Raw genomic sequence first — 23,871 nt, 5'->3', positions numbered from 1 at the left:
AGAGTTTTGGGTTAAAACAAGATTGACCAAATAAAATTTCACCTGCGATGCAGATTGAAAAGGGCTAACTCAAAACATTTGGCGTGAAGATGGTGGGACATCTTCGCGTTTTTTTTTGGACCCTTGTCGCCAGAAGGGGTTATGTTTGTAGCTGTTTCTTCATCGATTATTGTTTTTTGTTTAAGTGAATAATGATATATTTAATTAGGGTATATTATTTTGATACGATTATTTTTCTGCCTTCTATTTGAAAATGAACTTTGCCGGTAAGCTGCAGGATGTTCAATAATTCAGAAATATTTTTAAAACGGGAAACGCCACCGCCAAAACTATCATTTGGGACCTGCCCTTTATATTCCACATCCACATCATACCACCGGGAAATGATTCGCATGATGTATTGTATGTTGTCATCCTGGAACATAAACTGACCGTTCTTCCAGGCAACCGCCTTCTCCATATCTGCCGCGCCGACCTTAAATCCGTCGCCATTTAATGCTGTTTGCTGGCCAGGTAACAGATATCTGACCGCGTTATTGGCCATTGCAGTTACTTTCACCTTACCTTCAAGCAGCGTAGTTTTAACATCAGGCTCATCATCATAAGTATTAATGTTAAAATGGGTTCCCAATACTTCCACTATCTGCTTAGCGCTTACCACCCGGAATGGTTTTGCCGGGTTATGCACAACCTCAAAATAAGCCTCACCGGCCAGTTCGACCTTTCGTTCATCACCTGAAAAAGCTGTCGGGTAACGCAAAGAAGATGCTGCGTTCATCCAAACTTTGGTGCCATCGGGCAAAATTACCACCTGGTACTCCGCACCACGCGGAACAGTGACAGCATTATAACTTTTTTCTGCCTGTGGATATTCCGGCTCAGCAGCTTGCTGGTACACCACCGCTCCGTTAACGGATCTATTGACCACACTGGCGCCCTGCCTGGCCAATAAGCCATTTTGATTGTTATCCAAAATGATCGTTTTGCCGTTCGCTAAAGTAAGAACGGGTTTATTTACACCCGGCACAATGTCATGAATGGTATTTTCAGAAATTTGCGGTTTGGGGATATCGCCGCGAAATAACAAATAGGCCCCTGCAGATAAAAAAAGTAATATGGAGGCCGCAGCAGCAAGACGAGGCCAAACAGATTTACGCGCGACCTGCAACAAAGGAAGGCCCTGACCTATTAATGTTAAATCTTCTGCAAACTGTTCGTTGGATAAATCTTGTATCCCGGGACTATCTTGTTTCAGATACCAGGTTTCCAAAAGCGCCTTTTCACGCTCCGTAGATTCTCCGTTCCGGTATTTACTTAATATATCCTGAATTTCCTGTTTTTTCATGTATTTAATTGATTTTACGCTAATAGTTATCAATTGAACCTATAGTCGGTAAACACAACCCTTGGGCGTAGATGATGTTAAAGAAAGTTTAACAAATTGTGATTTTTATCTTTTAATGAGACGTTTTTGATGTTTCGACGGGACATCAGGAATTGGAATGGTTTCGGCCAGCATATTACAGCTTTTGACGGACGCTATGCCGGAGACTACCTTTGTTCACTTTAAAGCATTAAAAAAACTACCCCGGTAAACATGGCTACCGGAATTTCTTTGCCCCTGTAAATAGCCGGTTTATACAGAAGATATGTTGCAATCTGATCGCTGGGAAAACTTGTTCAGAAACTAAAACGGTATCCGCAGACGAAAAGGAGTACCATGCCGTTTGCCGGCGCATAGCGTTCCCGGCCAAGGCGCACCCCAACAACTTACCGATAACGCTATCCTTAAAAAAAGGTTCTCGTCTATTATCTTAACTGGAAGATTCGGGACACGGTCATTAAATCATTCCTAAAGCTGGCCAACACCAAAGAAATATCCCTACCGGAGTTGGGTAAAAAACATGAAGAAATTACGGACAGCACTTATAGCTGCTAAATAACCTCATAGGATTCAAAAAATCGTTTTGATGAGTTTGTCGGTTCCTTCTATCAGATCATTGGCCTCTTTGGCTGTGGGCATCTCTTTCTTGTTCCTGCAACAAAGCGTCCACAAATCCCCTAAGTACTGGATAAAGCGCCAGGTTTCAAACGAATAGATTTCCTGTTTCTTAAGCAAATCATTGTAATCTTTAATGGTCATGGTCTTTTTGGCTAACTTGATCTGATGGATTTGACAAAGCTGATCGAGATGTTTTTCAAGTACAATGCCGCAGATCGCGCCCGCAGATCGCAGGAACTGATTTTTCGCCAGCTGGCGTGCAGACTGTAGCTGCTGATCGAGTAATTCTGACTGTAGTACTTGCTGCATCTTAAAAAGCACATTGTCCAGACGATCAAAAACACTATTCAGGATATTGATCTGCTGTTGGAAAACCGGGATGGCATCCTCGGGCCCTGCCACAACCTTTTTGTCGAAACCGGCAGTAATGACCACTTTTTTCAGGTAATCCTCGATCACATAATTATCCGCCCTGATCTCCTTTCTTCCCTTGGGTTGTTCATAAAGTCCGTTAAAGTCAGCGAGGCGACCGGGCAGGAACTGCCTGACGACGGCCTGGGTTGCCGAATACCAACCCTGGTAAGCCTGGGTAAATATCGGCAGGGTTTTAACGAAGCTCTGGTAATCTTTTTTTAACACCTGGGTGAAATGTTGTTCCATTTTCTCGGGGAACTGCTCCACCTGCATGGCGTTAAAAAGGTTTACCCCCTGGTTAGAGAGTCTTTTAAGTTCAGTTTTGATTTGTTCTGTGGCTGTCATGGAAAGCCAAAATTAAAAACTTCGGGGAGGAATATTTATAACAAACGATTAATGTTTTCAGCAATCTTTTTCAAGTGCCCTTCGATTTGGCGCTGTATAGCCGGATGTTCTTGTAAAAAAGATCTGCCGTCATATTGTGCCTTCAAAACAAGGGGCACATCTATCATCCCCCAAATATTAAGCTCCCCGCCGGTGCGGTTTGTTTTAACTACAAAGTCCAATGAAATGATGTTCATGTCCATCAGCGTCGCTGCTCCTGTATAAGTATAGCTTAATTCATCATTTGCTGTTAAAGCGTCGATGATCAGCCGCATGATCTTTTGCCTTCTGTCCATAATGCGAAAATATTAGAAATCTTTTGGATCGCATGGTAAATTTTAAAACCTTGTTGCAGGGATTCTTTTATCATCATCAACGGCAACTGGTGACCAGTCGTTCGCTAAGAAAACGGTGCCGGCCCAAAACCGGATTTATAAGCGTTAAATACCTGTGTCGTAAAAATTCCTTAATTTCTCTTGCTAAACCCGCTCCATGGAACCCTTTCAAACACTGTACCCTCAACTGCAGGCCTGGTTCTTCCAGATCGAAAGTGCGCGGTAATTCATCGTTCCATTTCCATTTTAAATCGCATGATTTAATCCCTACTTTTATCAGAAATAAACCTTGCGCCACCCCTGATGTCACTACCCTTTAAAAATCTTAAATCAAGCCTCTTAAAAATCGACGCTTTAAACAGCGACACGACGATGATCTTAAAAACAGATCATGTATTGCTCAAAAACCGCGAAGTTCATATCAAAAAAGTGGATGATGGATTTTCAGTTAAGATCCGGTTCACACCAGCTAAGGGGTTTTCGTCCACGATGCTGAATTCAATTAAACTGAAGGAGCCGGTTGAGTTGAAAAGTGGTTCCACAAAGTTTTACCTCCCGGAACATTCCTTACTGATTTCCGGGCATACCTCGTCTTTTGAGACATTTGAATACGCCCTCACAGGTACGATCACCCAAATAACTACCATCAAAGATGAACTGGCATACCCGTCAACCCATACCCGGATCATTATCCCGATAAAAAAAGGCCGCCCGGATTTAATGCTGGTCCAGGGGTACTTTTTTGAGAATGATGTCAATAATATGCACCATCCGCTTGTTAAAATAACGATTGAGGATGAAGAATTTCATTTTTATGAATTTCAAAACGATGGTTATTATTTAGCAGTTGAGTCCGTCCAGCCTGTTTCCCTAAAGAAATTTCAACATATAGTAAGGGCTATCAGTAATGCCTACGGTTTCCTGTCGGGGAACCTTTTCCTGGATGAAGGTTATTTTCTGTTTTCCGACACCGCTGATTTCGCTGTCCTGAAAGATATTTATTACACCACATTCCGGGACTCGATCAAAACATCCTACGCCCTTTATACCACCAATCCTTATTCGCTTTATCCGATTACAGCAACAGATAAAGCCGGCATCCTTAAACAGTCGGAAGAAATTAAGAATTGGTATGAAAAGGTACCTGAATTTTCACCGGAGGTTTTTTCGAAGTTATGCGAGCTTTTCTATTTGAAAGAACCATTTTCCCGGGCTGCGATCGTTATGGTACAAGCCAATACTCTGGCCCTGGAGATCAAAGGCTCCGCTTACAGCGTGGCGCTTGAAACCATTACCAACCAGTTATTAAAGGATAACGGTATAGATTTTCCCAAGCCTATTGAAGATTCTAAGCAGGCAGAAGATTTCATCAATAAATTAAAGGCACTTGCGGATGAAGCTTTTCCCGGCGATAACCAGGATCATAAAACCTTACGCCGGATTCTCCACGGCAAGTTCAATTATATAAACGCGCCTACCAATGCCGATAAACTGAGTAAGCCATTTGCTCTTTTTAATTATACCCTGCTGCCTTATGAACTTAAGGTCCTTAAGGACCGGAACCAGTATCAGCATGGGAAGTTACCGGCCAGGACGGCCGAGGACAACGTGGTATTCCGGGAGGTTTATTTCTCCTGTGTTGTCCTGCACCGCCTGATCGCCATCCTGATCCTAAAATCAGCAGGCTTTTCGGGCTATATCATCAATTATCCTAAGCTGCATGAACATATTACGGGCACCGTCCTGGATGAAGACTTTTTCTATAAAATATAACCGATCTGCTTTTTCGGGATTCTTTCGACGTCGCTTACCGCTTTTTATTTCGACCTGTTATTGGTCGTCTGATGATTGATCGTCCTTTGTGATTGGAAATATAGGGTTGGTATCCGTCGGGACAAAATGTACCCCGATAATCTCTTCCGGCTTAAGTTTAGCGTTGAACAGCTTCCCCGATTTGGGATCATAAGCTTTCAGGTTTTTTAATAATTCGGGATCGGCGTTAAAATGTACCGTAGCCTGTTCGCCCTTTCTGAGTTCCCTGCTCGAAAAGTCCATAAGCTGCCGTTGATAGGCAATCTCACCCTTTGTTTTTTCAGTCAGGATTGGCGGGCAAAGCGGGATGGTCATTTCCTGCCCATTATACAGATGGACATTAATATCAGGAATATAAAAGGGCAGCGGGAAGGTATAGATCAGGTTTTCAAAGTACAAGGCAAAACTATGCGTCGGTAGCCGGATGTCCGGGCTTCTCTTTTTAAACAGGAATACAGCGGGTTTCATCAGACGGTGTTCCGGCGGCATTTGATAATAGCAGATCCTGGTAAAGTCCGTGAATTGTTCTTCCCACCTGGATTTCCTCAGGTATTCGATAACAACCTTATAATTAGCTGTTTCCTCTTCGGGAATAATGGACATGGCGATTTTCAAAAGGGCCTTATAGACATGCAGCGGTGTATAGGAATTCTTGGTATAGTTAATGGTGCTCTCCCCGATTTCCTTGTTCAAAACAAAATCTTCTACCGTCGTATCCTTCCGTTTAATTTCCGTGCTTTGTATACCGTAAAAGTCCTTATTCACCTTGGCCGTGATCAGTTCATTGGGTGATTTGAAAACCTGGTACAGCGCCTTTTCCCTTAGTGCCATAGAAAGTACGCATGATACCCAGTGAATAGGCTAGGTCGTTTTCATACCGGCCAAAATGGCTATTGCAATCGTCACATTCAAAATCTGAAACCAAATGGGTGTTGCCAAGCAGTTGCGGAATGATATGTGGTATGTTTTTGAATTTCGTGGCGTCGTTACTTACCCCGCAAAACCTGCAGGTGCGCTCTGCTTTGGGTTTGAGATTGTTTATTTTTTCATCCGGCGGAGATATGATCGTTTCCACATTGTACTGCGCGTGGAAGCTCGTCATTTCGTCTTCAAGTCCAGGAATAGTAAACACCTTGATATCCATATCATTTTTTGAATAACCCTAAAATACAAATAAATGGGAATACATCTTCAGACAGCCCCGAAAGGCTTATTGAAATTGCAGAAAAATCGGGTAGCGTTCCATCAAGATTTTCGCCTGGATTGCCGCTTAGTGTGTGTGCATGGCCTGTAATCTTTCCTTGAAGGAATTGGCAATGACCGCTTTTATAAAAGGGGAAGCATTTTGGAAAGTCGTGTGTTCCTTTACAACAGGCAAATCGAAATGGAGCATTAATTTTGCAAAACATTCGTCCGCAAACGAATTGGAAACGATATCCACACCGGCAAAATCGAATATGATCTTCTGATCATTTTCAATTCCTTCAATGATTTTTTCGCGCAAAGCGGCACCAGCCACGCGAGTGGAAAGTTGTCTGCCGGTATGTGAGAATGCAATGCGTATCATCTTAATTTATACAAAAATACAAATAAAATTTACCAAAGTTCATTATTCTCCCCGAAATACTTGTCAATAAAAAAGTCATAATCGTCAGGAAGCGTATGATGTGCGGGCATGATCGACTTGTAATCGACCGGAACATCAGTGTTGATTCTTAGCGATACCAGGGTGCCCTTATAGTAGTTTCCTTCATGGATCTGGTAATCTCCATGATGGGCAAGCAGGTAGTGATTGCCCGAATAGATCAGCAGGTCCCCGTCATTTTTTAATATAAACTGGGAAGTCGCGAATAAGCCAAATCCCAGGCCTTCTCCGTTTGTTACCCCACGCTGAATGCAAAGATCGAGCGCCTCCGGCTCAGTTACTTCTTTATACCTGCTTTTGGGATTGTGTGTGAGCGAATGGTGAATGCCATCGCCATGGTCACAGATGGTTAGCCTGATCTCATGCCTGTTCGGATAGTACTGAGCAGACACCCAGCCCTTTTCTAAACCGGAGTGCACAATAATGTTATCCATGATCTCACTCAGGCAATAAAATAGTAATTGCAGCACTTCTTTATTGATCCCGCCATTTTGGTAAAGGATCATGTTCAACTCGTCCTGTAAGGGATAAAGCGAATCCTTGTCGAATGACTTCAGTTCGATAAAGCGGCCGGCATTGTTCCTGCGGATAAATTGTTCGTTGAAGGGGACATCGATCAGCCGGTAAAAATTGATACGGCTGGCATAGGTGCTTTCTCCCTGGATGGTAATTTGAACATCAACACCATCCTGCCGCATATGATCTATCCCTGACGCAACGATCAGCAGGCTGTCTGAATGGACCATATTATTGGATAGCGATATTGACAGGTTTAACCTGTCACCGGGATTTAACTGGTAAGCAGGTGATAATATCCCAATGAGTTCACGATGGGCGATAGGCTGTGTGAAATTGATCGATAAGTTAAGTTCAGCCATAGGTAGATGCAACAAGGATGCCTGCGTGCAAAGATATTAAAACTGGCTATTCAATTGCTCTTAAGGAACCAACGTCTCTGTTTATTTTTTGTAAATACATGGAAATACAAAATGATTTTTATGTACTTGTATTTCCATGTACTTTTAAGATTATAAAACGCAATAGTATGAAGATCTCCGCAAGAAAATTCGTTATTATCTTCCTTGTGTCGCCGTTTGTGACATCTGTTTCATTTTTTTCCACTATAAGGATTGCTATTTCGCAAAACTCAATAATAGTTCCATTTGCCAAGCTTACGTCTTGAGGAGGTTCCCAAAAAGATTAGCTTATTTCGAACCATGCTCCGACACAAGGACCCACTTAAATAGGTTATTAATTTAATGTATTGTCGAAAATATCCTTACGGGCCCTATTAATCCTGATTTAAGCAATGGGGTATTAACGTTTAGCATATCGAACCGGAAAACCTCATGGGTTTTTGTAATTCGCTTTTCCTTGGGAAGGCTGAGGTCATGAACAACACGATTAGCCCATAAATTAATGACATCGACTTCCAATACGTTTCCTTTTTGTTTTACAGCGTTTGTAATTTCTACCCGCCATGGCGCACACCAGAGAATCCCCAACTTTTTCCCGTTCAGCCGTATTTCTGCTACATCCTTCACATCTCCCAAATCAAGAAATAGTTTTTCCGGCTTAATGCTTTTTTTAAGAATAGTTGCCGCTTCGCTATTCAAATCAAAAGTTTTGGAATAGGTAGCTTTACCAGAATAATACTTAATCCCTTCTTCGGGCCTTTCTGTCCAACTGATCAGTTTAGGGAACTTTGCATGAGCCGGCCCTCCCCATTTTGGGTCAAATCTCGCATTCCAATTGCCGTCCAGATTTAAAAATTCCGCCAGTTGGGGAAAATTATGATCTTCTTGTCCTTTCGCAGCTACAGCAACAGGCTTGCGAAAAACAACAAAATAAGAACTGAATTTATCGAGTTCCAGAGAGACGGTGGTACCGTTTCCGGATTGATGATAAGCTTTTGCATTAATAGTTTTACCGTTCACTGCATCCCATATTTCAGGTTGTTTGCCTGTTACCCTAAACGTGAAATCGCGTACTTGATGTTGGTTTGTCCGATTAATAACAAAATAGATCTCCGATTCACCGCTCTTCCGATGAATATAATCGAATTCATTTGGATTTTCAGCCTGTCCGTTAAAAGAAAAATCCTGGGCAACCCCATCAGCGACAAGGACCTCTCTTGGTGTTTTCCCCCAAATTACACGTCCTTTTCCAAATCTTCGTTCAGTTCGCGTCTTCCCGTCCAGGTCGCCCCAGATTTCCGAAGCTATTTTTTTTACTTCCACATCACATGCCGGATAATTTTTCAATTCCGCTGACATAACAGGTGGGGGCCCCAAAACAGTCGCTCCCATGTTAATCATTTCTCTTAACTTCTTTATCACTTGCAGCGACATGGCCTCTGAGGGGATGGGAGATACCGTAAGCCTCTGATATGATCCCACTTCTTTTGCGATCTCAGGAGACGGCGAAACACAGTTCTGCAAGACCAGAAGCTTATAAGACATACCATCAGGCAATACAACGCGGCCGTCTTTTACGCTCATCCTGGTCAATAATACTTCAGCGTTGCTATAGTCACAGTCATAACCTGTTCCAAGAGAAGGAATATTGTATTTTGGCGGTGCTAAAAGCGGCGGCCTTTCCCCGAGATAGAAGCAAACATCTCCTACAAAATTCCCCTGTTGCAGCATATACTGGCAGCGGGAAAGGTAGGAGAAAAATGCAGAAGACTGTTTCCACCAGGTAATATTAGGAGTAAAATGCTGCCCGGCACAGTATTCAAATCCCGGCTTTCCATCTGATGGCGGCTGACAGGTGGCGGCATGGAGCATCAGGCGATTTATTCCCTCACAAAATGCGTCATTGGCATAGGGCTTCAGATCGAATGGACCAAGGGACCAGTGAGTACCATCCTTTTCCTGCTCGGTAAACGCCTCTGCCTCTGCTTGCCGCTTCCCATAAACATGAGCGGCAGTGGCCGTTTGTTTAAGATTAAGACGTTCCCGCCTGTTTTTATTATATCCATCCGGAGCGTTACGATGTCCATTTACCCAAAATTCGCCGGCAAGGATATCGGATCTCCCAAAGTTCTTCAACACGTCCTGCGGTGGAATGTCGTTTGGGCCTCCGGCTTCATTACCAACCTTTATCCCACGCTCATGACACAATTCAGCAAAATGCCCATAGAAATTTTCAGCGATACAGTCTTGTATAGTGCGATTAAAATCATCACGAAACCGTTCAGATACGCCGGCATTGATGACAGCATATCCAGCTAAGGCCGGCATGTACAATTTCAAATCATAACCACGAAATCTATTAAATTGATGGGGGAAATCCTGGGTCCAGGTAAGTTTCCCACATTCCCAGCTATCTGACCATAAATAATCGATATGGCCTCCTGCTTTTTCTGCTTCGCCAATGACAAACTTGCCCAGATGAGCAAAGTAATCATCTAAGGCTGCCTTACTTAAGTAATCGATCTCGTAACCTTCCCCTCCTTTGAATGTATCTCCTTCGGGATACGCTTTCCACTTGCTCCACGGATGCCCGGTAAGTGTATATCCTGTTCTTAAAATCACCCATTTTCCTTTTGGAACCTCCCATTCCAATCGCCCCTTGTCGTTGACGCGGTTTGTTAAATCAACAATGGTGGAAGGGGCAATGATTTTGGAGCTATCTGGCATTGGAAAAGCCTGCACCATGATATCATGATAATAGCCTTCCACTATTTGAGGTTGCGGTAGCATATCGGAAAACTTCATCGGCCCGGAGACGTTCAACGGAGCAGACACTACTTTTTTCATCGCATGATCCTTTGTTACGGACGGGCCCATCAGTGTCCATCCGCCAGCCATGTTAAATCCTATCTCTATATGAAGCCTTTTTGCCTCTCTGATCGCATGGCGAAAAAGCCCGCGCCACTGTTCACCGAGAAATGCCACCCCGGGGAGCGGCTCCTTCCCGGCATACCCTCCGTTACAGATCAGGTTAACGCCGCTGATTCCTTTTGCCTTAAACTGTTCTAAGTCCCGTGTGATACCGGCTTTGTCTACGCGGTTGTAAATCCAAAACCAATAGACCCTTGATTTCGCAGAATCCGGTGGGTTGCCAAATGTACTTAACAAGGTGTCTTGACCACTGTGCGTTTGTTTACCACGGCTTTTAATTTGCTGAGCCTGGATATAATTTCCAAAGCCCAATGACAATAGCGAAATTGAAAATATAAAAAAGCTTAGTTGACGAAGGGATATCTTATCCATATGCTAAATTTATTATCGGTTATATTTACCGTTTCAGTACAAAGGAAAATTATTATATAAAAGCAGATAAATAAAAGTTATGATCCTTTTATTTACCTGCCAATGGGTTGATCCTGGCAAATAGTTAATATCCCGGATTTTGAGTCAACTGACTATTCAGCTGTATCTCACGGAAAGGTATAGCATAAAGTAACCTGTCAGCAGTAACGTTAAATGTACCTGGCAATAAAAACCCATACAGCTTTTTCATGGTCACTCCTTTAGCATTCAGCACCTCAATCGCTGTTCCGTAACGGATCAGGTCCGTCCATCGGTGGTTCTCGAATGCAAGTTCGTGGCGCATTTCGTTCGCAACGTTTTGCGCAGTAGCTGTAGCCACTGCCGGTAAACCAGCCCTTGCCCTAACCTGGTTAAGATAAGGTAACGCTTCACCGTTTTTGCTTTCATCTACAAGACATTCTGCTAGCAATAACAGCGCTCCCGAATAACGGAAAACAGGCCAGTTATCACCTGTGTTGAATTGAACAGCGTAAGGCGGGTGCAGGTATTTTTTGACGAAATAACGAAAATCCTGCCCGACCGTCGGTGTATATCCAACAGGGCTTTTTACTGAAGAGATCTTTAATACGTCATTAGTGACCGTTCCCTCGGCTACGGCAATTGATGCAGGAAGCCGGAGGTCACCAGATTCATAAGAATCTACCATTTCCTGGGTCGGCACATTCCACCCACCACTACGCAGGCCACCTCCGGCGTTATTTCCGTCAACACCGAAAAGCACCGGCGCGTTTGAGGTTCTTGGAGAAAATCTCCACGCAAAATCACTTTGCTGACCGTTATTACCCTCTTGGTACTGAACTTCGAAGATGGATTCTTTACCGTTCTTTTTGGTAGGATCAAAAACATCTGCATAATTATTGATCAGCGCGTAATTCATTTTTGTGATATCTTTTAAAGCAGATTCGGCCTTTGCATAATCCTTGGTTGGGCCGGACATATAGGCATAAGCCAATAGTATTTTTGCAGCACCCTGGGTAGCCCTTCCGCTTTGAGGGAAATCTTTCGCCACCGGCAAGATGGGAACAGCCGCGTTCAGGTCTGTGGTAATTTGCATATAAACCTCCGCGACAGTATTTCGGGGAAGGTATGCCCCGTCGGTGCCGATTAATTCCTTAAGTTGCAAAGGAACGCCTCCATAGTGCTGAACGAGGTCGAAGTAATAAAATGCCCTCAAAAAAAGCGCTTCGCCTGAAATCCTATCTTTGACGGACTGACTAAGGCTGGAACTTGCAAGTCTGCCTAAAATGGTATTCGTTTTAGCTATTCCTGAAAAATCATTTCCGTATCGGTCCCCGGGGGAATTTACCAGTGCACTGGTGTTTGCATTGTCAATAAATTCAAGTATAGACTCTGTATCGGCTCCGGTACCCCTATCGGGCGGATAAAATGTAAAAAAGGTATTATCAGAGCGCATTTCATCCATATAGTTGCCTGCAAAAGCAATAAGCCGGAGGTTGGTATAAGCTCCGGTTAATGCCTGGTCAAACTGCGCTTCGGTTTTATAAAATGAAGATGAACTCAATGATGTTTCAGGAGTTAAGTACAGCGCGCTTTTTTTACAGGAAACCAATCCTAGCAACGCCAATATTATATATGATAACTTTTTCATATCTGCTTCTTGTTAAATTAATACTGTATTAAACTAAAACCTGGCATTAATGCCCAATGAATATACCCTGGAGATGGGGTATGCGGTAAAATCGCGACCCTGGTTTAATCCATTTAAGCCTGCAATTCCGACCTCAGGATTCATCCCTGGATATTTTGTGAAAATGAATGGGTTTTGAGCACTTGCAAAAACTCGTAAACTTTTGAATGATGAGGTTTTTTTTATCGGCAGTGTATAACCGAACGTGATATTTTTTACAGCAAGGTAAGTGCCTGAGAAAACTTGCCTCGTCGTAAAATTACGGAAGTCAGCCGTAGTCCCGGTAAAAGTTCTTGGATATACGCCATCACCGGGATTCTCCAATGACCTCCATCTGTTTGCCACCCCTTTCCTCACGTTAAATACCCCATCAAGATTTTCAGTTGATTGAAAAGCATCATCGGCAATGTCATTGCCAACGGTTCCGGCCATAACGATACTTAAATCATAATCTTTGTAACTGAAAGTATTGGTTATACCGTAAACAAAGTCAGGATTTGGGTTTCCGATCCAGGTTCTGTCGTAGCTGTCAATTTTTCCATCCGGAACCCCGTTCGGTCCGCTAACATCTTTGAACCTGGCCGTTCCAACCATAGCAGTAGCGTCATGAGGTTGGGTATCAAATTCCTGCTGCGTCATGTACACGCCGGTGTTGATGTAACCGTAGAACAGACCGATCGGATGGCCCACTGCAGTCCGGTTGTCATCCCAGGCTTCACCGGTACCACCGATCGGCGTATTGTTTAGCCCTAATTTTACAACCAGGTTGCGGTCGAAAGAGATATTAAAATTGGTATTCCACTTCAACGCGCCTGTTAAGTTTTTGCTGCCGATGGTGAATTCGTGGCCCCAAAATTTAAACTCTCCGATATTGGTCCAAATGGAAGAAAAACCGGATTGTTCCGGTATAGCAACCTGATATAACAAGCCGCTTGTGGTTTTCCTATAGTAGTCATAGGTGAAAGACAAACGGCTGTTAAATAATTCAAGATCCAAACCTATATCGTAACTCTTACTTGTTTCCCAGGTCAAATCGTTATTTCCAATTCCGCTGAGTGATTTACCGGGCGTAATAACGCCACCGAACACATAATTATTTAAGTCAACCGTCCCCAGGTAACGGTAGAACCCAATATTATTGTTTCCGACTTTACCATAGCTACCCCTTAATTTAAGAAAGCTGATTGGCTTGATATTTTTTATAAACTCTTCATCAGAAGCTACCCATCCTACCGAAACGGAAGGAAAATTACCGTACTTGGTATTATCGCCAAATTTTGAAGACCCATCTCTTCTGAAGGCCAATGAAACCAGATATTTACTGTCATAATTGTAATTAAAACGGCCCAGATAAGATATTAAACTCCACTGACCAATGTTGTTAAGATCAATATTTCCTATTCTGGTTGTTGCCGCATTTATCGTTTGCACATCATCGTCAGGAAAGTCAGTAGCGCTTATGCTTGCATTTTCAAGGCTATATTTTTGAGCTGTATAACCTGCCAATACATCAAAATTATGCTTACCTCCTAAAGTTTTTTGATAATTCAGTGTGTTTTCAGTTAACCAGGTTGTATAGCTGCTAGTCGCATACTGGCCTGTAGCGGGATTTGGCGGGGCGCTGAATAATCCTCCCTGTGCCGTAGAGGGTATAAACTGCTTGTTAACGGTATTATTGTTACTGATATTAATGCTCGATTTAAATTTAAGGCCATCAATAATCTTAAATTCGGCAAAAGCGTTTGCGAGCACTGTCGTTTGCTTAGTGCGGTTGGTAATTTGCGTTAATACCAGATAATAGTTTGGATTGTTAAACATCCCCGGCTGTGAAAAGGATATTGGGTATGTGCCATCCGGATTTTGATATTTAAGGGTAGGATCCATCAGGTAAGCACCCTCGATCAGATTGCGCCCATTATCCAACCCTGGCACCACCTGGTTATTGCTGGCAGAAACATTAAGGTTGAAACCCAGAGTGAGCCTGTCTGAAGCCTTATAAACATTATTTGTTCTGCCGGTAAACCTTTCATCGAAAGAATTTAGCATAACACCTTGTTGTTTACTGTAATTTATATTTGATGCCGACTGCAGATCTGTAGTTCCTGAGCTGAAGGCAAGGTTATATTTTTGCGTGACTGCATTTCGCAACAACAGATCAAACCAATTAGTTCCCGGATTATTGGCATACTGAGAAGGGTTTTGATATACTGCCGGAACACCACCTGTGTAACCTTCATATTTTGCAGCATCCTCGTAATACTCTTTTTTAAATTGAGCAAACTCTACACCATTCATTAAATCAGGTTTACCATGATTGGATACCGATTCGATACCTGTATATGTGCTGAAGTCGAGGCTTTTTTGCCCAACTTTAGCATGTTTGGTGGTAACCAGAATAACGCCGTTGCTCGCACGTGAGCCGTATAAAGAGGATGCGGACGCGTCTTTTAAAACGGTAATGGTTTCAATTTCATCGGGGCTGATGGATTGAAGCCCATTTTGTGACGGGAAACCGTCAATCACTATTAAAGGGTCATTCCCCGCATTGATTGACGCCGAACCGCGGATACGGAAACTCAGCTCAGCTCCGGGGGTGCCGGAATTTTGATTTATTTGCACACCGGCAATTTTTCCCTGCAGCCTTTGCCCGATATTTGGAACAGGTATATCCTTTAACTCTGCCGCATTTACCTGGCCGATGGAGCCCGTTACTTCATGTGTTTTTTGCGTTCCGTAGCTGACTACTACAATTTCTTTTAAACTATTTGAAGATGCAGCAAGGCTAACGTTTATGGTAGTACGCCCGTTTAAACGTATCTCTTTGGTTTCAAAACCCATATAGGAAAAAAGCAACACCGCACCGGTGGTATCCGTAAGTTTAAGCAGGTATTCCCCCGATGAATTGGTAGTCGTACCTATAGTAGTGCCTTTTACCATTACACTTACGCCTGATAAGGTTTCTCCTTTATCGTCGGTTACATTTCCTTTAACCGTTATCGTTGCTGCCGCATTTTCTCTGCCGTCTAACAATTCAACTTTTGGTTTTGACCTTTCTACAATAATTACTTTGTTCTTCTTTTCTATGTAGCCCAGATCAGTATTGTTAAAAATGTTTTGCAAGATTGCCGCAACTGTTTGTTCGGTTTCTGTTACAGTTACATGCTGATATTGCTTGATCAGGTTTTCGTTGTAAGTGAAACGGATACTGGTTTTACCCTCAATATCTTTTAAAATAGATTTCAGGCTCTTGTTTTCGGCCTGTAAACTTATTTTGGTATTATCTAATATCTGTCCGTTCGAAGCGCTCGCCCAAAGTAATTGGGTACTCAGGGCAACAAATATGACCATATAGAAAGTAAGCTTCATGATGCGTAAAATTAACGGCATGAGGAGGTTGGTATATTTTTCCATACCTTTGAAATGTGATTAAGTGAATAATTATGTTTACTAATTCGCATTGAAAATCAGTGAGTGATTGGCGTTACAAAGCTGATTCTTCAATTGATCTAACCGGTATGAAAGTCAAATTCATACCGGTTTATTAATTTTTTGAGGTGTGTAATTTTATCTCATACTTTTTATTTAAAGGTTAATAATTGGTTGATTTGGTTAGTGTTTAATTTTAAGGCTTAGTAAAATATTCTGACCGCTTTGTGTGTAGGTTAAATTATTAGCGTTACAAATGGCAAAGAGCAAATCATCCAGTTTATCTGTACTATCAAACTCCGAACTAAAGCGAATACTTTTCAAGTCCTCCGTACTGAACCGTATGTTGATTTTGTAATAGGATTCAAGCATACCGGCTACATTTGCCAGTGTTTCATCATCGAACTTGTACTTGCCCTGGATCCATCCTGCAAAATCGGTCGCTTTGATATGTCTTTTATGGATTTCGCCATCAACTTTCCCTATTGTTACCTGTTCATTTGGTAAGAGGGTGACGTTGCGTGCGGGCTCATTTCTATGATCTGTAAGAGACTTCACGGAAACTTTACCTCTCGTTACGGTAACCTGGACATTCTTCAAAAATTTAAAGGCCCGAACATTAAAGGCTGTTCCTAATACATTGATCTGGGTACCTGCTGCGTTAACTATAAAGGGCCTGTGCGCATCATGCTTGATGTCAAAGTAAGCTTCGCCTTCTAAAAGTTCAACTTGACGAATTTTTTGGGTGAAATTCTCGGGATAGCGCACCCGGCTTCCACCGCCAAGTATAATAACTGAACTGTCACTTAAGGTAAGTGTTAGCTTTTCGCCGGAAGGGACAATCCTTTCCGTATAGGTATCCTGAACGGGTTTGAAAATAGTATTGGTCCAGTGTGTTTTTGTGAGGTAGCCAATGCCGAAGAAAAGCAATATTGATGCTGCCACTAAAGCTGGTTTCAAATAAACGATCAGTCCTTTAGGTTTTTTTATCCGGGCATCTATGGCAGTTTTGAGCTCGTCACTTAGTAATTGTTTTTCTTCCGGAGTCCATTGTATGTCACCTGATTGAGCTAACATGTCATACCATGCCTCTATCCTTTGTTTTTCTTCGGGCGTGCAGTGGCCGCTATGGTAGCGTTTTAAAAGATCTTTTGCTTCTTTTTTGGTCATTTTGGAGATTCTATAATAAAGACTCAAAGAGCGATGGCTGGTAGTAGATAAAATCTAAAAATTTTCAATCAACTGAAATCAGACGAAGAATCTCTATTTAAGAGACAGGGGGTCATTACGTCTCTATTTTAATAAGAGCGTGAGGCAGGCAATCAGGTAAAGTGTTTTTTCAGCCAGTTTTAAACGGAAATGCTTCAAAACGTTATTGATTTGCTTTTTAACGGTTTTATCAGAAATTTTCAGTTTTTCCGATATGAGTTTGTGCGAAAGGTTTTCCTTTCTACTCAAAATGAAAACTTCCCTCATCTTAGGCGGCAGCTTGGCAATTTCTTTATCAATAAATAAAGTTAGCTCATTGGCTTCCATTTGCTGAATAACCGAATCATATTCCAGATCAAAAAATAAAGTAAGTGACTCTAAGTATTTATTCCTGGAGATGTTATCCCGGATATAAGTTAATCCTTTATTCCTCGCAGCAGTAAACAGGTATGCTTTTAATGATTTGAGTTCGCACAGTTCCATTCTGCGAAGCCACAGCGTTACAAACAGTTCCTGCACAATATCCTTAGCTTCATCGTTGTCTTTCACCACGTTAGCCACATACTCAAAAAGCTGTTCCCAGTATCTTTTATAAATCAGGTCAAACGCTTCCTTACTATCTTCTTGTAATAATTTCAGCAGTTGATGATCCGAACAAAGAATATGATCTTTATTAAGCATAAATATAGGCTAGAACACTTAAATAGTTATCCTTATAAAATTGGCAGATTAAATAAAGCTACGAACTTATTTAATGATAACAATTTTAAATGAGTCAATAATTGGTTTATTGCGAAAGTATTGGTTGAGATAATTATTATGACCTACAAGTCCTAATTCAATAATACCGCAATACAAAATTAAGAAACAGATTTATATAACCATCCTCAAGTGTCTGTCTACCATAATTTTTAACCCTTATATACGTAGCGATCAAATGGATCTTCCGAAACGTTAAGTAATTACAGTTTATTTAAAGGTGCTACCTTGGCTTGCCAGGTTTTCTGCGACTGTATTTACAAGAATGGTCAACCGCCGGATAGTTGTCTGGGCAACTTTTGATAAGGCGATGGATGTCCGCAGATCTAACCAAAATATTTTTTTAAACTGACCCTGCTATTAAGGACAATACTATCTCATACGGGATTGCGCTGTGTAATGAATAATCGTCGTTTTACCTGATCGGCTGGCCAATCAATACACTAATCGGCAACAGCCTCAGACAAGTTATATATGGTATTAAAGAGGACGGCTTCGTCAGGCCAGCATGGCACTGGTTACCAGGTCAAGGGTTGCCTCTATTTCTTCCTGCTGCTTTTTACCTGCTGGCAACTGAACCTGGTCAAAAGAAATTTCGACGAAGGTGTTGCCCCTGGCTTCGTTTAAAGCATTGTTAACACGAAATGCCCAGCGGCTGATGATTTCCCTGATCAGGTCACCACCGGATAAGATGTAATTTCGCCGAACCCCATTCGTCGTGGTATTGTAGATTTCATCAATAGCCAGTGCCAGGCAGGCATCATTGAAAGGCTCCAGCACCAGGGCCTTTAATTCGGGCTTTTGCTTTAAATGATCCAGAATCTCTTTCTTACTTTTTAAAATGCGGGGTGAATTGGCAAGCCGTAAGGGAAGGTTTGGCAAGGCCATCCAATGACTTACTTCCGGGAAGGTTTTATTTTTGCTGTCGAAATAACGACTGCTAATATTTTTATAAGTGATTTCGCCGGTAGCCGTATCTGCTAACAGGAAATGTTGGTAAGTTGGTTTGACGGGCCCGTTACCGGCATTCCATTCTTCCCCGGAGGGGAGGTGTTCAATCGCGGTCGGCTCTTCCGGCAAAAATGCCCAGGCATCTATCGCTTCCAAAACTTCATCCGAATCCCGGTCGTACCATTTGCCATCAAGGCCCAGGCTGCCGACGTAATAACGCTGGCTATCGCAATAGACCATGGTGCCATAATCCCGTGTTTTGTATTCGCTTGGTTTATTCGCAGGTAAATGCCATTCCATATTTTAAATTTTTGCAAAGGTAGCCGGGTTACCCCTCAAAATGCACTGAACAGCGAGATTTATTAAAAAGTGATATGTACATGATAAACGGCTGATTACCATGATTAAATAGTTTGAAATCATTAATCTTTTGTTTGATTTATATTATTTTTTTAATCCAATCAGGTTGTACATTTGAATCTTAACTATATCAGCTAACCACATAGTGTCCCCAAATCCAGCAGGGAATTGATCGGTTTACGCTTATTTAATACCGTTTCACCGGTTTCCACTTCGCTAAAGGGCATGCAATTTATGCCCCCTATCCTGCTTGTGCCGGGCTCAAATAAGCAGTTCTAAATATCTCAATTTTATTAATATCAGCCTTTTGTTAAAGGCTACCTTTTAAGACCTAACATCTTATACCATGCGAAATAGAGAACTAACGAAAAGAAAATTAATCGATGCTGTGGGCGAGATCTTCCGGAAGGAAGGACATACCGGCTTAGGTGTGAACAAAGTGGCGAAGCAGGCCGGGGTAACTAAAAAACTGATCTACGATTATTTTGAAAGGGATTTTGATAATCTGGTGGAGGCATATATTTTAGAAACCGACTATTGGATGGCATTTGCCGACCGTGTGCAGGAGCTCATTGACCAAAGATCTTATAACGATAATCAAAAGCTCATTACCGATATCCTGCAAAACCAGTTCAGGTACTTTTTCCTGGATAAACAAATGCAAAAGCTAATCCTCTGGGAGGTATCTACCAACAGCCCCTTAATGCGCAGTATTCATAATGCGCGTGAAAGCATGGGGCAAAAGTTGTTTGAATTGACAGATCAGCATTTTGCCAATTCAGGCGTTAATTTCCGGGCAGTGTCAGCCTTGCTGGTCGGTGGTATTTATTATACGATTTTACATACCCGATTTAATGGCGGCGTATTTTCCGACATTGATATCGCTACCGAAGAAGGAAGAAATGAAATGCTCAAAGCCATTGAAATGATCGTCAGCTGGGCATATCATGCAGGAAATGCAAATGAGGGGCAACAAAACAGCTGAAAACAGGTCTCAACATTATTTTGCCGGTGCTATATTTCCGGTAAGGTAATTTTGCTGCAAACAAACGTTAATAGTTCACAGGGAGAAACCTGGATCGATAACGCGATCCGGTAGAGTTCTTCGGCGGTCAATTTGGTGGTATTGCTATTGGAAAGCTGGGTCAGGCGGGATTTACTGATTCCCGTTCGCCTGGATATTTCGGCTTTATTTACAGATCGTTTTGATAAAAAGAGACCTAAATCTGTCATTAATTGTCAAATTCTAAACATATATTTAGAATTAATGTACATCTGTAATAGTTAAAGAAACAATTTATTTGAATTTGGGTAGAAATTCAATATACTTGTTTAGAAAATCGAAATTAGTTAATTTAGTTTAACAGCATCACTTAGCATCTTAATTGATATGGCATGGCGAAAAAATGTCCTCAAAATAAACAACCTGATTTCAGTTCGCTTTCGGGAATTATGGAACACTTTTCCCGTGTTCCGTTTGAGCAGTTTAAACTTGATCTGGACGAATGGTTTGGTAAGAGCCTGGAAGGAAAGGGAATTGATCTCTGCAAATTAAACGGGCAGGACACCACCGGCTTTCCTGAGCAATTGAAGGCCTTCGTGGATTGTATTTATCGGAAGGCCGAAATATCAGGTCAGAATGAAAGTGAAACATAGTGGTTGATTACACCGGGAAGATGTCAGTTTGATTTTATCTGCTATCTCACCACTTTGAATAAAAAATGCACTTTAATTTGTAATGTACCACGTTGTTTATTTTCCCTGCACCTTTGAAAGGCTATTATGAAAACGTTCGCCAACTGCTGCTTATTAACAATTACCATGTTTTTTTTGATGCACACCACACAGGCGCAGCCGCCAGTCAAGGTGGTAAGCGGTATAATTTTCGTGGGTAATTCATCCCTGGAAAGGAATGAAAGCAAGTATGCACCCTTTATTGATAGTCTGGACAGAAAACTAAAAGCCAATAAGAACGATACTACCAGTTTATTCTATCGGGCTTTGTTCTATGTACAGTATAACAGCTTTGTTTTGAACCCGGATTTAGAAACCAATCAGGCGATCAACAGACTTTTATTAGCCAGGAAAATGGTGGACAGAGCGGATAGCTTAAAAATGCAGAGCGTTAGTTTAAAGGTATTAAGAGCTCAGATTTGCAATGAATTAGTCTCCAGGTACGCCCCGATCGAAACATGGCGTTTTAACGACAAGCAATTAGCTGAACGGAAAAAAAAGCATGACTACTATAAGGAGCTCGCCAATCAATACTATGATGAGTTAGCACAGTTAGATCCTGATAATGCGTATGATTACCAAAAATTAAAAACTGGAGCAAATTAGTAACAGCATTGTTTACTTAGATTTATAAACTATAACCAATGGAATCAAAAACGTTATTGGATAATCTGCAAAAGTCTAAGGTATTGATAGCCCACTACGCTGATCTGGATTTTGAGCCTTAAATTCTATATTCGGCAATATGATAGGAAGGCGTTGTTTACATTTTTATCGCTGATCCCGACCTTGATCTGTATATATACACCTCGGATATCACAGGTTTTTAAACAAAACCAGCTTTTTGCCTTGCAAGAAGTTCAGAACGTTGTCCTGATTACGCGGAATGGCAACTGATGAATGACCTTCAAAAAAAGCTTGTTAAGCCTAAAAGAAGTAAACTCAAACCTGTACTTGATCTGCGCCGCTGCCAGTTGGAAAAACTGGCAATGCAATTGAAATTGGTCAGGGACAACGAAAAGGCATATCATTCCGTTTGCCAGCGGATGGCGATCTTAGCCGAAGCGCACCGCAACCGCCTGCCTATCCCCATCAGCGTCACATTTCAGGGCGAAACGTTGGTCTATTATTTCAACTGGAAAACGAGGGAGACCGTTATCAAATCATTTGTGGTCATCGCGAACAGTAAAGGCATGAGCTACGCTGAACTTAGCAAAAAGCACCAGGAAATGGTGAGCAGCAGCTATAGCTATTAAAAATACCGGCGGCCCCGCACAGCCGGGGCTGTTTTACGGTGATTTAATGCTGATGTGAAATTGCTGTGAATGAGGTGAAAGCACAAAGGAAAATGCGTATATTGTGGGATGGGTTTCATCAAAACTATTGGCAAAGATGGAAAGCCGTACTACTTTAAGTACGAGTTGAAAAATCAGCCCTCTCATGGTGTAGCCAAGGTCTGTTTTAAAACCCGGTTCATTAACCAAAAGGATAATAACTGGTTCGATTTTAAAGTGGCTCCGTTTGAAGAACGCTACATGAAAGTGACCGACATGTTCGACACGCAGGACCATTCTACCCAACAGTTACTATTTCAAGGCAAAGGACTTCCGGAAGCTTTGATCCAGGAGGCACAACGGGTCTATCCCGACAAAATCATTATTTCAGATTCCGGCGGAGCTTTGTGGCCGGCAGGCCGGGCAGTATGGCAGCGATTGGTTGACCGCAAACTGGCTACCTATGAAGCAGGTCCGGACCGGTTTGTTTTAAACCGTTAATCTCCACAGTAATCAGCTGTCATCTCATCACTTAAATGCCCACCACACCTTTTCCTTCGGTGGGTCACCCAACGAATAGGGTTGTCCAATAAGCGGTATGCTGACTTCGATACCTAATTTTTTTGCGGCGGGCAGCAACAAGTTGACCGGTTCGTTCCATGGGTGTCCGCTCTCTGCAAACTTTGCCCAATGCACCGGCTGCATCGTGCGGGCTCGCAGATCAGCCGCGGCCTGAGCGGTTTGGCCTGGCATCATATGGGTGTATGGCCAGTTGGTACTATATTGACCGCATTCCAGCATGGCCAGATCAAATGGGCCATAGCGCTCGCCAATTTCTTTAAAATGCGGGCCATAGCCGCTATCCCCACTATAAAATAACTTTTGATCGCCCGACTGTATCACATAAGATGCCCAAAGGGTTTTATTTTGAGTAAATGTGCGGTTGCTTCTATGGCGGGCGGGTGTAGCGGTGATCTGGAGGCCACCAGGCAGTTCAACCGACTGATTCCAATTTAATTCAATGATCTTTTTAGGGTCGAAACCCCAATAAACAAAGTGAGAACCGACACCCATCGGTACCACCACCATCTTAATGCTTTTTCTCAGTTTTCTCACGGTTGGATAATCCAGGTGGTCGTAATGGTCGTGCGAAATGATCAGCACATCAATCGGTGGCATATCCCTGGCCTTATAATGATCGCTGCCGTCAAACGCTTTTACAAGAAACGGTATGGGTCCGGCATGCCCACTAAAAATAGGATCGATCAGTATATTCCCCTGCGGTGTTTTGATGAGTAGTGAAGAATGCCCGAACCAAACAACAGTGGGCCGTTTGCCGGACAATGCTTTCAGATCTGTTTTTACCCACGGTAGTGACAAGGAAGGTTTGACCGTCGATGGGCGATTGAACTTTGAAAAAAAATTATTGTTTCGCTTTGCATTTACCGAATCGGTGCGCTCATTAGCGAGGTTTTGAAATTGTCCGTTTTTATAATTTGGCAGCGCCTCTAACCGGGTCAGCAAATCGCCGTCCGGGTTTTTACCAATCGACTTGACCAACCTGCATCCAGCTCCCGCCACCAATGTTAGCAAAAGGAGGCTCGCAAAATATTTAATACGCTTGGTTGTCATTTTTCT

General features: G+C 42.4%; 21 protein-coding genes. 6 read left to right on the top strand and 15 right to left on the bottom strand.

The window, feature by feature from the left end:
- Positions 1-214 precede the first annotated feature (214 nt).
- The 3 genes from PQ469_RS24910 to PQ469_RS24900 form a co-directional block, all read right to left on the bottom strand.
- Entirely contained in the window at positions 215-1,345 is a 1,131-nt protein-coding gene (locus PQ469_RS24910; protein ID WP_274210087.1) for a FecR family protein, read from the bottom strand.
- A gap of 609 nt (positions 1,346-1,954) precedes the next feature.
- Positions 1,955-2,761 carry a hypothetical protein gene (locus PQ469_RS24905; protein ID WP_274210086.1) on the bottom strand — a complete coding sequence of 269 codons (807 nt, stop codon included), beginning with the start codon at positions 2,759-2,761 and terminating at the stop codon, positions 1,955-1,957.
- 35 nt (positions 2,762-2,796) lie between these two features.
- Positions 2,797-3,096 carry a hypothetical protein gene (locus PQ469_RS24900; RefSeq protein ID WP_274210085.1) on the bottom strand — a complete coding sequence of 100 codons (300 nt, stop codon included), beginning with the start codon at positions 3,094-3,096 and terminating at the stop codon, positions 2,797-2,799.
- 411 nt (positions 3,097-3,507) lie between these two features.
- Here PQ469_RS24900 and PQ469_RS24895 point away from each other — a divergent pair, with 411 nt between their 5' ends.
- The gene (locus PQ469_RS24895; protein ID WP_274210084.1) at positions 3,508-4,908 is read left to right on the top strand and encodes a hypothetical protein; all 1,401 of its coding nucleotides are present in this window, start codon (positions 3,508-3,510) and stop codon (positions 4,906-4,908) included.
- A gap of 57 nt (positions 4,909-4,965) precedes the next feature.
- Here the strand turns inward: PQ469_RS24895 and PQ469_RS24890 are convergent, their stop codons facing one another.
- From PQ469_RS24890 to PQ469_RS24845, 10 genes are all read right to left on the bottom strand, one after another.
- Entirely contained in the window at positions 4,966-5,778 is an 813-nt protein-coding gene (locus PQ469_RS24890) for a hypothetical protein (RefSeq protein WP_274210083.1), read from the bottom strand.
- Entirely contained in the window at positions 5,729-6,091 is a 363-nt protein-coding gene (locus tag PQ469_RS24885) for an HNH endonuclease (RefSeq protein WP_274210082.1), read from the bottom strand. Before PQ469_RS24885 ends, PQ469_RS24890 begins: the two co-directional genes overlap by 50 nt.
- Before the next feature lie 126 nt (positions 6,092-6,217).
- Positions 6,218-6,514 carry an STAS-like domain-containing protein gene (locus tag PQ469_RS24880; RefSeq protein WP_274210081.1) on the bottom strand — a complete coding sequence of 99 codons (297 nt, stop codon included), beginning with the start codon at positions 6,512-6,514 and terminating at the stop codon, positions 6,218-6,220.
- Between the two features lie 29 nt (positions 6,515-6,543).
- Positions 6,544-7,470, bottom strand: a complete 927-nt coding sequence (locus PQ469_RS24875) for an ATP-binding protein (protein WP_274210080.1) — start codon at positions 7,468-7,470, stop codon at positions 6,544-6,546.
- Between the two features lie 378 nt (positions 7,471-7,848).
- A complete protein-coding gene (locus PQ469_RS24870; protein ID WP_274210079.1) occupies positions 7,849-10,812 on the bottom strand; it encodes a glycosyl hydrolase in 2,964 nt (987 codons plus the stop codon).
- 124 nt (positions 10,813-10,936) lie between these two features.
- Positions 10,937-12,481 carry a RagB/SusD family nutrient uptake outer membrane protein gene (locus tag PQ469_RS24865; RefSeq protein WP_274210078.1) on the bottom strand — a complete coding sequence of 515 codons (1,545 nt, stop codon included), beginning with the start codon at positions 12,479-12,481 and terminating at the stop codon, positions 10,937-10,939.
- Between the two features lie 33 nt (positions 12,482-12,514).
- Entirely contained in the window at positions 12,515-15,886 is a 3,372-nt protein-coding gene (locus tag PQ469_RS24860; protein WP_274210077.1) for a SusC/RagA family TonB-linked outer membrane protein, read from the bottom strand.
- Positions 15,887-16,129: 243 nt separating this feature from the next.
- Entirely contained in the window at positions 16,130-17,116 is a 987-nt protein-coding gene (locus tag PQ469_RS24855) for a FecR family protein (RefSeq protein ID WP_274210076.1), read from the bottom strand.
- A gap of 123 nt (positions 17,117-17,239) precedes the next feature.
- Positions 17,240-17,836 (bottom strand): RNA polymerase sigma-70 factor, encoded by a 597-nt coding sequence (locus PQ469_RS24850; protein WP_274210075.1) that lies wholly within the window; start codon positions 17,834-17,836, stop codon positions 17,240-17,242.
- Positions 17,837-18,412: 576 nt separating this feature from the next.
- On the bottom strand, positions 18,413-19,165 hold the full coding sequence (locus PQ469_RS24845) for a hypothetical protein (RefSeq protein WP_274210074.1): 753 nt from the start codon (positions 19,163-19,165) through the stop codon (positions 18,413-18,415).
- Positions 19,166-19,571: 406 nt separating this feature from the next.
- Here PQ469_RS24845 and PQ469_RS24840 point away from each other — a divergent pair, with 406 nt between their 5' ends.
- Positions 19,572-20,210, top strand: coding sequence for a TetR/AcrR family transcriptional regulator (locus PQ469_RS24840; RefSeq protein ID WP_274210073.1), 639 nt, complete (start codon positions 19,572-19,574; stop codon positions 20,208-20,210).
- Positions 20,211-20,239: 29 nt separating this feature from the next.
- Here PQ469_RS24840 and PQ469_RS24835 read toward each other — a convergent pair whose 3' ends face one another.
- Positions 20,240-20,458: a helix-turn-helix domain-containing protein gene (locus PQ469_RS24835; protein ID WP_274210072.1), complete on the bottom strand. Its 219-nt coding sequence runs from the start codon at positions 20,456-20,458 to the stop codon at positions 20,240-20,242.
- A gap of 162 nt (positions 20,459-20,620) precedes the next feature.
- Here PQ469_RS24835 and PQ469_RS24830 point away from each other — a divergent pair, with 162 nt between their 5' ends.
- The 4 genes from PQ469_RS24830 to PQ469_RS24815 all read left to right on the top strand — a co-directional run bounded on the left by PQ469_RS24830 (position 20,621) and on the right by PQ469_RS24815 (position 22,734).
- Positions 20,621-20,881, top strand: coding sequence for a hypothetical protein (locus tag PQ469_RS24830; RefSeq protein ID WP_274210071.1), 261 nt, complete (start codon positions 20,621-20,623; stop codon positions 20,879-20,881).
- Between the two features lie 126 nt (positions 20,882-21,007).
- Positions 21,008-21,565, top strand: a complete 558-nt coding sequence (locus PQ469_RS24825) for a hypothetical protein (protein ID WP_274210070.1) — start codon at positions 21,008-21,010, stop codon at positions 21,563-21,565.
- A 290-nt stretch (positions 21,566-21,855) separates the two neighbouring features.
- Positions 21,856-22,215, top strand: coding sequence for a hypothetical protein (locus PQ469_RS24820; RefSeq protein WP_274210069.1), 360 nt, complete (start codon positions 21,856-21,858; stop codon positions 22,213-22,215).
- A gap of 108 nt (positions 22,216-22,323) precedes the next feature.
- Positions 22,324-22,734: a hypothetical protein gene (locus tag PQ469_RS24815; RefSeq protein WP_274210068.1), complete on the top strand. Its 411-nt coding sequence runs from the start codon at positions 22,324-22,326 to the stop codon at positions 22,732-22,734.
- Positions 22,735-22,761: 27 nt separating this feature from the next.
- On the opposite strand, the gene PQ469_RS24810 is transcribed toward PQ469_RS24815, so the two are convergent.
- On the bottom strand, positions 22,762-23,865 hold the full coding sequence (locus PQ469_RS24810; RefSeq protein ID WP_274210067.1) for an MBL fold metallo-hydrolase: 1,104 nt from the start codon (positions 23,863-23,865) through the stop codon (positions 22,762-22,764).
- Positions 23,866-23,871: the final 6 nt, after the last annotated feature.

Origin of the sequence: Mucilaginibacter sp. KACC 22773 (assembly GCF_028736215.1) — a bacterium.
In the GTDB taxonomy this organism is placed as follows: Bacteria; Bacteroidota; Bacteroidia; order Sphingobacteriales; family Sphingobacteriaceae; genus Mucilaginibacter.
The sequence above is the reverse complement of the archived record's forward strand: the minus strand, read 5'-3'. Positions and strand labels throughout refer to the sequence as shown.